The sequence below is a fragment of the Fibrobacter sp. genome (assembly GCA_024399065.1).
Classification (GTDB): Bacteria; Fibrobacterota; Fibrobacteria; order Fibrobacterales; family Fibrobacteraceae; genus Fibrobacter.
This window is the reverse complement of sequence record JAKSIB010000016.1, coordinates 65,585-74,962: the sequence shown is the minus strand read 5'-3', so window position 1 is coordinate 74,962 and position 9,378 is coordinate 65,585. Positions and strand designations below refer to the sequence as shown.

The 9,378-nt window shown below is 48.8% G+C and carries 9 protein-coding genes; 3 read left to right on the top strand and 6 right to left on the bottom strand.

Annotated features, from left to right (window positions below; all coding sequences use genetic code 11):
* Positions 1-226: 226 nt before the first annotated feature.
* The 3 genes from panC to folK are packed head-to-tail and all read right to left on the bottom strand — an operon-like array spanning position 227 to position 2,242.
* Positions 227-1,081, bottom strand: coding sequence for a pantoate--beta-alanine ligase (panC, locus tag MJZ25_09610; GenBank protein MCQ2124426.1), 855 nt, complete (start codon positions 1,079-1,081; stop codon positions 227-229).
* Entirely contained in the window at positions 1,081-1,731 is a 651-nt protein-coding gene (locus tag MJZ25_09605) for a deoxynucleoside kinase (GenBank protein ID MCQ2124425.1), read from the bottom strand. The genes panC and MJZ25_09605 overlap by 1 nt, the downstream gene beginning before the upstream one ends.
* 1 nt (position 1,732) lies before the next feature.
* Positions 1,733-2,242: a 2-amino-4-hydroxy-6-hydroxymethyldihydropteridine diphosphokinase gene (gene folK, locus MJZ25_09600; protein ID MCQ2124424.1), complete on the bottom strand. Its 510-nt coding sequence runs from the start codon at positions 2,240-2,242 to the stop codon at positions 1,733-1,735.
* A 926-nt stretch (positions 2,243-3,168) separates the two neighbouring features.
* Between folK and rho the strand changes: the two genes are divergently transcribed.
* From rho to MJZ25_09585, 3 genes are all read left to right on the top strand, one after another.
* Positions 3,169-4,521 (top strand): transcription termination factor Rho, encoded by a 1,353-nt coding sequence (rho, locus tag MJZ25_09595; protein ID MCQ2124423.1) that lies wholly within the window; start codon positions 3,169-3,171, stop codon positions 4,519-4,521.
* Between the two features lie 65 nt (positions 4,522-4,586).
* A complete protein-coding gene (gene proC / locus MJZ25_09590; GenBank protein ID MCQ2124422.1) occupies positions 4,587-5,393 on the top strand; it encodes a pyrroline-5-carboxylate reductase in 807 nt (268 codons plus the stop codon).
* Between the two features lie 18 nt (positions 5,394-5,411).
* Positions 5,412-6,782, top strand: coding sequence for a sigma-54 dependent transcriptional regulator (locus tag MJZ25_09585; protein ID MCQ2124421.1), 1,371 nt, complete (start codon positions 5,412-5,414; stop codon positions 6,780-6,782).
* Here the strand turns inward: MJZ25_09585 and MJZ25_09580 are convergent.
* The 3 genes from MJZ25_09580 to MJZ25_09570 are packed head-to-tail and all read right to left on the bottom strand — an operon-like array spanning position 6,779 to position 9,371.
* Positions 6,779-7,693 (bottom strand): TraB/GumN family protein, encoded by a 915-nt coding sequence (locus MJZ25_09580; GenBank protein ID MCQ2124420.1) that lies wholly within the window; start codon positions 7,691-7,693, stop codon positions 6,779-6,781. The genes MJZ25_09585 and MJZ25_09580 overlap by 4 nt on opposite strands.
* Complete coding sequence (locus tag MJZ25_09575) at positions 7,690-8,397, bottom strand: ABC transporter ATP-binding protein (GenBank protein MCQ2124419.1); 708 nt, start codon at positions 8,395-8,397, stop codon at positions 7,690-7,692. The genes MJZ25_09580 and MJZ25_09575 overlap by 4 nt, the downstream gene beginning before the upstream one ends.
* Entirely contained in the window at positions 8,397-9,371 is a 975-nt protein-coding gene (locus MJZ25_09570) for an iron ABC transporter permease (GenBank protein MCQ2124418.1), read from the bottom strand. The genes MJZ25_09575 and MJZ25_09570 overlap by 1 nt, the downstream gene beginning before the upstream one ends.
* Positions 9,372-9,378 lie beyond the last annotated feature (7 nt).

Sequence of the window (9,378 nt, the reverse complement as noted above, 5' to 3'; positions counted from 1 at the left end):
TTTGTAAACGGGACTCGTCAAAGGTTCACTCAAGATGAACTTTTCTCGAACGGGATTCGCCGAGGATACACTCAACACGAAAATTTTGTAAACGGGACTCGTCAAAGGTTCACTCAAGATGAACTTTTCTCGAACGGGACTCATTGAAAAACAAAAAGGCCTCGACTTCCTTCAGTCGAGGTCTTTTTTTAAAAGGTTCGACCGAGGGTCACCCCTCGCTTCAGAATTAGTTCAATTCAATGTTGTCGATCAAGCGGGTCTTGCCGAAGAATGCGGCCACCAAGATGACGGCCTTGTCTTCTGCTCCCAGCATGCCTGCATTAAACTTCTGCAAGGTCTTCTGGTTCACCACTTCAACAAATTGCACCTGACCGCGGTTAGCCAAGATGGACTTCACCACGGTGTCTCGAATCTTCACAACACCGCGTTCACCCGCATCGTAAGCTTCCTTAGCCTGCTTGAGGCCAAGGCTGATGCCCAGAGAACGAGCCTTTTCTTCGTCAGTCAAATATTCATTACGGCTGGAAAGAGCAAGTCCGGATTCTTCACGAACAATCTTCACGCGATGAATCTGAATATCAAAACACAGGTCCTTCACCATACGTTCGATCAGGAATACCTGCTGGTAATCCTTTTCGCCAAAGTATGCGTGATGAGCTCCGGAAATCAGGAACAACTTGGAAACAACAGTCAGAACACCACGGAAATGGCCCGGACGGTAAGCACCGCAGTACAGGCTTTCCAAGGTTTCGTCGCGCACCATAGTCAGAGGATCTCCATCCGGATACATTTCTTCGACGGACGGAGCAAAAACGAAGTCAGCGCCAATGGATTCAGCGAGCTTGGCATCGGCTTCGAGACGCTTGGGATACTTGTCCAGGTCCTCGTTCTTGCCAAACTGGATGGGATTCAAGAAAACGCTAACAACAGTTACGTCACAATCATTCACCGAAGCCTTGATCAAAGCACCATGACCAGCATGAAGAGCGCCCATGGTCGGAACGAGGCCGATGGACTTTCCCTGCTGAGCCAAAGGCTTCAAAGCCTGACGGAGAGAATCGATTGTCTTAATGATTTGCATTATTTACCTTCTGGAACGAAATAGGTCGTTTGTCTCGGGCAGGCTGCAATTGCATCCAACACAAGATTTAGATGACTTTCATTGTGGACAAAATCAATATTGTCGGTATTGATAATCAAGACCGGGCAATACGGATAATTCCAGAAATGATGGTCATATCTATCCATCAAAGACTGCAAATAAGAGCCTTCAATGGACTTTTCCATGGCACGGCCACGACCATGGATACGGTTCAAAAGAGTAGGAACGCTTGCCTGCAGGTAAACCACCAGGTCAGGATGCGGGATACCTTTGTTCAAGGTTGTAGCCACTTGTTCGTACATGGCGTACTCGCTTTCCTGCAAGTTCTGGGCAGCGAAAATCTGGTCCTTTTCGTAGGTGTAGTCACTCACCAGCAAGTCGTGGAACAAGTCGCTCTGGAGAGCGGAGTTCTGAAGCTGCTTGTGACGGTCCAGCAAGAAGAACAGCTGGGTCTGGAAGGCGTAGGCTTCCCTATTCTGGTAGAACTTTTCCAGGAACGGATTCTCGGCAAAGTTTTCCTCGATAAGCACAGCTTTCCAACGGTCGGCAATAATCTTCGCGAGAGAAGACTTACCCACACCAATAACACCTTCGATGGCTAAAAAATGAACACCTTTTTCAGTCAGCATATTAAGGTTCCTCCGAGGTTATTACGCGGAACGGAATCTTCTCCTCTTTGACGAGGAGATTTGCCAACATGTCCTTGACTTCAAAGCCCATTTGAGGATCTTCCCATTCGGGAGCCACATCATTGAGCGGAACCAGGACAAACTGGCGATTAACAATCTGCGGATGAGGTAAATTAGGCACACCTTTGCGAACTTCCTTGCCGAAATACAGCAAGTCCAGATCAATTTCTCTGGAATTCCAATGCCCACGGGGCTTACGGCCTAAAACAAATTCTGCACCTTTCAAATAATTCAGCAAACGTGATGACGTACCAGAGTACCAGAACGATATAACCTGGTTAAAATAAGGACCCTGGCCTTCCGGACCAACCGGAGGGGTTTCGTAAATAGGACTTTCTTTCCAACCGCCAGCAGAAATCTTACGAAGCATCTCTCGACCTTCGTTCAAATGCGCAGAGCGATCTGGAATATTCGATCCCAGGGCTACAAATACACGTTCTAATGAATCCACGTCAATAATATAGATATTCAAATTGGCACAAATTTGTCAAAAGAGAGAATTGAAACCCTTTAGGCCAGTCCCAAAGCCGTTTTAAAATTTTTTTTAGAAAAAAGCCCAATTTCTATGACAAAAGGGCATTTTTTAGTTATCTTATGCTCACCTCCACTGAGGTACAATATTTTTCCCTATACATTTTCAGGCATTCCCCATTTTTTTATTGGGCACCCTGTCTTTTATATCAATCGCATTTTTATTTCACCTAATCATAGGATTCCAACGTGGCTCCCACAAAAAAGAATATTCCTTTAGCAGAACAAGAAACTGGCATTGAAGTTTCCCCTGAAGTCGCAAGCAGCGCAGACACTCCCAAGCCGAAACAAGATGCAGCAAAACCCGCAAAGCGTGCGGGCCGTCCTGCAAAGGCAGCCAAGTCCGAAAAGAACGACGAAGTAAAAAAGTCTGACGAAAAGAAATTCAAGAAGAAGGCTGAAAAACACGCCAACGATGTTGCAGCAAGCGCTCCTTCTGAAAATAGTGAAATTTCCGCTGCGGAAGTAAATCCGGCTCCGGCTGCAGAAAAGCCGGCAGAAGCCGTTGTCGAAGTTACGACAAGCAACGCCGCCGCAGGCGAAGCTACCGCTACCGCCGAAAGCATGGCAAGCACTGAAGCCGGCGAATCCGCAAATGGTGAAGCCAATTCCAACCAGGAAGGCAACAACGAAAACGCGGAAGGCGACGAAAACAATCAGCAGCGCTATCAGCAAGGCGGCCGTTTCAACAAGTGGGACAAGAAAAACAAGTTCAACAAGAACAACCGCAACAACAATAACAACAACCGTCAACAGCAGGAAGAACAGGAAGACGCCACGCCCCTTCCGGAACCGGATTCCGAAGCCTGGTGCAAGGCTCGCGATTGCTGGGCCAAGTATCGCAAGATGACCATGAGCGACTTGCAGGAACTGGCAAGTCAGAAGGAAAATCTGGACTTCCGCCGTTACCGCAAGCAGTCCCTGGGTCTTTTGCTCCAGAGCCTGGAAAACGAAAACAACATCGTTTACGCCGAAGGTCTTTTGGAAGTTACCCCCCAGGGCCACGGCTTCCTCCGCAACACCGAATTCAACTACCAGCAGGGTCCGGACGACGTTTACGTTAGCCAGAACCTGATCCGCCGTTTCGGCCTCAAGGTTGGTGACACCGTTGCAGGTCTTGCACGTCCGCCCCGCGATGGCGACAAGTTCTACGCACTGCGTCGTGTGGACAAAGTAAATTTCGACGATCCTGAAAAAATCAAGCGTCGCGTGGCTTTCGAATACCTCACCCCGATCCATCCCAACGAAAAGATTCGCCTGGAACACGATCAGGATGAATTGACCACCCGCGTCATGGATTTGTTCAGCCCCATCGGTAAGGGCCAGCGTTCCATTATCCTGGCTCCTCCCCGCACCGGTAAGACAATTCTTTTGCAGAACATTACCCGCGCCATTGCCGCAAACCACCCGGAATGCGTCATCATGGTTCTCCTCATTGATGAACGTCCCGAAGAAGTGACCGAAATGCGCGAAATCGTGGGCAAGCTTGTGGAAAAGAATCCCACCATCAAGGCTGAAGTTGTTGCATCTACATTCGACGAACCTCCTGACCATCACGCCCGCGTTGCCACCATGGTTCTTGAAAAGGCAAAGCGCCTTGTGGAACAGCAGAAGGATGTTGTGGTTCTCCTGGACTCCATCACCCGTTTCGCTCGCGCAAACAACGTTGTGATCCCCCACTCCGGCAAGATCCTCTCTGGTGGTGTGGACGCCATGGCCATGCAGTTCCCCAAGAAGTTCTTTGGTGCAGCCCGTAAAATTGCAGACAAACTGGGAGACTTCCAGAAGGATTCCAACGGTCAGATTGTCCAGACTATTTTTGGCGAACCCGTCCGTGAAATTGTCCAGAAGAACGGTTCCCTCACCATTATCGGTACCGCTTTGATTGAAACCGGTAGCCGCATGGACGAAGTGATCTTCGAAGAATTCAAGGGCACCGGTAACATGGAACTGGTTCTTGACCGCCGCCTGGCAGAAAAGCGCACCTGGCCTGCCATTGACATTTTCAAATCCGGTACCCGTAAGGAAGACCGTTTGCTCACCCTCCGCGAACAGGACATCATCTGGAGTGTTCGTCAGGGTATGCAGAACGACACCGAAAACGGAATTATGGATAAAGTCATTAAGTGGATGAAGCAGTACAAGACCAACGATGAACTGCTGGAATTCCTCCGTAAGGCCAAGGATAGCGTCAGGTAAAAATCAACGAAGTTGATTTTTACCTGATTAACTGAAAATTTTCACTTTTTTAAAAACAACGAACTATGGTTAATAAAATTTTCTTCGCTGGCACCGGCAACATGGGCGGTGCAATCCTCCGCGGTCTTCTTCAGGCCGGTAACGATCCTAAGTCCATTTTCTTCTTCGACCCCAGCGACAAGGCTGCAGCCGAAGTGACCGCCCTGGGCTGCGTACGCGTCAAGAACTTTGCCGAAGGCGTCAAGAAGGCCGATGTTACCTTCCTTTGCGTAAAGCCCCAGATTTTCAAGCTGGTCGCCGCAGAATGGAAGACAGCAGTCAAGGCAATCAAGACCACCAAGACTTTCATCAGCATTATGGCTGGCGTGACCCGCGCAGCACTCATTGATGTTCTCGGCACCAAGAATCAGGTTCTCCGCGTTATGCCGAACCTCCCGCTCACCGTGGGCAAGGGTTCCGTGGGCCTGGCTACCGATGGCGTTACTGAAGCCACCCTCGCTACCGCAGAAAAGATCTTCGGCAACATCGGCGTTACCTGCCGCGTTGCCGAAAGCCTCATGGACGCAGTCACCGGTCTTTCCGGCAGCGCTCCGGCTTACGTATTTGAATTCATTGAAGGTCTCACCCGCGGCGGCGTGAAGGCTGGTCTTACCCGCGATGTCGCTCTTAAGCTGGCCCTCGGCACCATCGAAGGTAGCGTGGAACTGGTGAAGAAGTCCGGCAAGAGCCCCAGCGACCTCTGCGCAATGGTATGCTCTCCCGCAGGCACCACCATCGCAGGCATCAACGCTCTTGAAGAAGGCGCTTTCCGCAGCACCCTCATCAAGGCAGTCGTCGCTGGCACCGACCGTTCCAAGGAACTTGGAAAATAACAATTCGAATCACGAACTATGCTCATCGATTTTTTCACAAAGGAAACTTCAACGTCTTCGTTCATCCAAGACGTGCTTTCCTCTGTGAATTACGATGTAACCGTCTATGATTCTATTGAGAGCGGGCTCTACACTACAACAATTCCGTTCTCCCCCATCATTATTTGGGATCTGGATTCCTTTACCGAGGAAAACGAAAAGGCTCTGTCCGCCCTTCGTGAAAAAAATCCCGATTCCATGATTTTCGCTTATGCGGAAGACACTACAAATTACGGCTACCTTTGCAACAAGTATGCAGACGTCAGCATGAACGCAGCAGACCTGCGCGTTCACTTGATGAGCAAGATTTCCAAGCTACGTCAATTTATCGAAGCCCGTAAAATCTTCCGTGAAAGAATGGCCTTGCTGGTGGGAAAAAGCCCTGCCATGGAACAGCTCCGTAAATCCGTGCTGAAAGCCATGGTGAACTCCGGTCCCGTATTGATTCAAGGCGAAACCGGCGTTGGCAAGGAACTTATCGCAAGAGCGGTCTCCTGCATTTACGACAAGTTCATTACGGTAAACTGCAGCGCCATTCCTGAAAATCTTTTTGAAAGCGAACTCTTCGGCCATACCCGAGGCGCATTCACTGGAGCCCAGGCGGAGCGAATCGGTTTGTTCGAAGCGGCCGATGGTGGCGCCATCTTCCTGGATGAAATCGGCGATATGCCGCTACACACCCAAGTGAAGCTTCTTCGCGTTTTGCAGAACAAGGAAATCCGCCCCATCGGAGCAAACCAGTCAAAACATGTTGACGTGCGCATTGTGGCTGCAACCAACCGCGATCTAAAACAAGCTGTCAAGGAAAAGAAGTTCCGCGAAGACTTGTTCTACCGACTGAACGTCATTCCCCTCAAGATATCTCCCCTCCGCGAACGAAAGGAAGATATTGAGGACTTGGCAAACTATTTTATCAAACAGTACCAAGCCGAAGAAGAAACCTACACACTTTCCGACAAGGCGCTCCGTCGATTGCAAAGCCACAACTGGCCGGGCAACATTCGAGAGTTGGAAAACGTCATTCAACGCGCCCTGTGCTTCGCCAATTCTGGCGAATTGCAACCTGAAGATTTCCAGATCGAAAACGAAAACAACATCGTCACTACAGAAGTCGCTCCGGAAAAGCAACCTCTTAATATCAGTATGGCGGCAAGCAATCTTGCTTCCTCTTCCGCTACCCGCTACGACGAATTCCGCGAAATGCAATTGGAACAAGAAAGGATTTTCCTTAAGGGGAAAATCCAGGAAAACAATGGTTCTGTCAGTGCTACAGCAGAGAAACTGGGTTTACTCCGCACGGCACTTTATAACAGATTGAACCGTTTAGGAATTTCGGTCAAAGACCTTTAGAATTGCTCCACTGTAAAGCCTTTCTTCTGCAGAAGGCTAATGACATTGTCGTCATCCAAAGTCAAATGAGCAGCCCCCACAACAACAAAGACCTTTCTGTCGTCCTTTAGGAATTCCTCAATGGATTCCGCCATCTTTGCATTGCGGCTGGTATAGATTCGTTCTTCAAAATCTTTCTGAACCGTAGAATCGGCTTCATCAACAAATTCATCTTCATTCATGGCCTTACGCATAAGCTCTACATCGCCCGTCTTCCAAGCGCGAATGATTTGAGCCACCATGGAATCCAATTCAGAAATTTCACGCAAGGTTGTCTTCATGTAGAAAATACCTGCAGAATCAGAAGTACCCGTATCGGCAACTGCATTCACCTGTTCTTCAGCTGTCTCCAAACCAACAATTGTCTTGCCTTCGTTGGCGGCACGTTCCAAAAGAACAGCGTCAATGCCATAATTAGGATCAATTCCTGCTCGTTGGAATGCGATACCACTCAAAGTTGTTGCAGCAAACCAAGGACGGAAACGCTTCAACAAAATAGGCGGATAGTTCCAAGCCAGGCACAAGCTGTCAATGGTTTTCCACATGCCTTCGGGAAGCACCTGATCCAATGTTGTTCCATTGGGAAGAACACCCTGCTTCAACATTTTCTTTGCCACATCCTGGCTAACGGAATCATCATTGATGTTGATTTCTGCAGCAAGTTCCTCTGCATTCACAAAGGCAGTTTCAACAACAGAGTCCAAGGGATAGAACGAGGAATCTGCAAAATGAATACTACCTAAGACCCAGACACTGGAATTTTCGTCGGAAACTTTCCAAAGGAAATGTTTGTGTTCAGAGCTACCTTTCTTGAACACACCTGCACAGCTCACCATGAGCAAAGCGCAAATCACAAATAGAATCTTCTTCATTTTGTCCATTCCAACCAGCCGTTTTCTTGAGCTTCGGCCAAGGTTCCTACATTCAAATTCTTATTGTCCACAATCATGAAGCGGTCACAATATTTAGACGCATATTCCAACGAATGTGTTGAAACAATAATACCCATATTTCGTTCTGCTGACAACTGGCGCAGCGTTCTAAATAGCTGATGGCTCCAGGGAATGTCCAAAAATGCATTAGGTTCATCAAGCAGCAAAACACTCACTTGCTGGACGACCGCTTCAGCCAAGTACACACGGCTACGTTCACCGTCACTCAGCGTAGAAACCATGCGATCTGCATAATCAGTCAACTGTAAAAGTTCTATAGCGTCATTCACAATCTTGTTGTCTTCTGCGGAGCGGCCATCGAAAATTCCGCTGTAGGGCATGCGACCAAGACTTACAAATTCGCGGACTGTCATACGTTCGGGAGCGGCCTTACTAATCGAGATGTAGGCGATTTTCTTTGCAAGCTCTACGGCGTTCCAATCCTTCAGATTTGCACCTGCAATTTCCACGGTTCCATTCATTGCAGAAACTTTTCCACACAAGGTTTTCAGCAAGGTACTTTTACCAGAACCATTACGGCCCATCAAGGCAACAACTTCGCCAGCATTCAACTCAAAGTTTGCAGGCTGTGCGAAGTTCGTTCCAAAGCCAAAGCACAAATCCGTAAATTTCAGCAACGGCATTAATGTTCCCCCTTTCCGCGAATAATCACCCACAAAATAATCGGGACACCAACAATGCTAAGAATTGCATTCAAGGGAACGGTACTGAACAAGGATGCGGCAAGGCAAAGTACAATGCCGCAAAGAGCAGAGCCCGGTAAAAGCACACGATGATTGCAGGTTTTGAACAACATAAATGCCAAGTGAGGAACCGCGATGCCTACAAAGGCGACAGGTCCGCAATAAGCAGTACTTGTTGCAGCCAACAGAGAAGCGCCGAGCAATACAAACAAACGACCGCGGCGGATATTCACTCCGAGACCACAGGCAAAGTCTTCACCAAGGCGCACCGCATTCAAGTACTTCAAGGAAAGTACAATCATCACGAGTCCAAGCGCAATCGCTCCTGCAAAAATCAAGACGCCATCAAAAGTCAGGCGACCAAAGCTTCCCATCCCCCAGGACACGTACACGCGCAAGGCTTCCGCATCGCTGTTGGCAATAAGAATACTGACCAAGGCATCGATGAAGTACCCCACCAGAAGGCCGACAATCAAAAGGATTGAAGAACGTTCAAAGCGGGAAGAAACCCACATGATCAACGCGGTCACAGCCAAGGCGCCAACGGCAGCAGAGCCCAGCACGCCAAAGTGGCCAAAGCTAAGACCGGCAAGCAAGGACAAAGCTACACCAAAACTTGCGCCGCTGCTGATACCGAGTACAAAGGGACCCGCCAACGGATTTCTGAACAATGTCTGCAGAGAGAGACCCGACACCGCCAGAGCGACGCCGGAAAGAATTGCAGCAACCATCCTGGGGAAACGGATTTCCCAGAAAATCTGCTGTTTCATATTATCGTAGGGAACGTGCCTCCACCCCAAGTCCGCCCATGAAATTTCAACGGAACCAGAATTCAAGGTGAGGTATATAAACAAAAAGCCGAGCAAAGTCAGTGCGGTAAAGCAGACAATTGCTCGACAATTGGCAGAAGCCATGACTAAT

Bases quoted from the DNA above. Each gene is read 5' to 3' on its own strand.
- MJZ25_09575 (MCQ2124419.1), bottom strand. From the start codon at position 8,397: ATGCCGTTGCTGAAATTTACGGATTTGTGCTTTGGCTTTGGAACGAAC.
- MJZ25_09605 (MCQ2124425.1), bottom strand. From the start codon at position 1,731: ATGCTGACTGAAAAAGGTGTTCATTTTTTAGCCATCGAAGGTGTTATT.
- MJZ25_09580 (MCQ2124420.1), bottom strand. From the start codon at position 7,693: ATGAAGAAGATTCTATTTGTGATTTGCGCTTTGCTCATGGTGAGCTGT.
- MJZ25_09570 (MCQ2124418.1), bottom strand. From the start codon at position 9,371: ATGGCTTCTGCCAATTGTCGAGCAATTGTCTGCTTTACCGCACTGACT.
- rho (MCQ2124423.1), top strand. From the start codon at position 3,169: ATGACCATGAGCGACTTGCAGGAACTGGCAAGTCAGAAGGAAAATCTG.
- MJZ25_09585 (MCQ2124421.1), top strand. From the start codon at position 5,412: ATGCTCATCGATTTTTTCACAAAGGAAACTTCAACGTCTTCGTTCATC.
- panC (MCQ2124426.1), bottom strand. From the start codon at position 1,081: ATGCAAATCATTAAGACAATCGATTCTCTCCGTCAGGCTTTGAAGCCT.
- proC (MCQ2124422.1), top strand. From the start codon at position 4,587: ATGGTTAATAAAATTTTCTTCGCTGGCACCGGCAACATGGGCGGTGCA.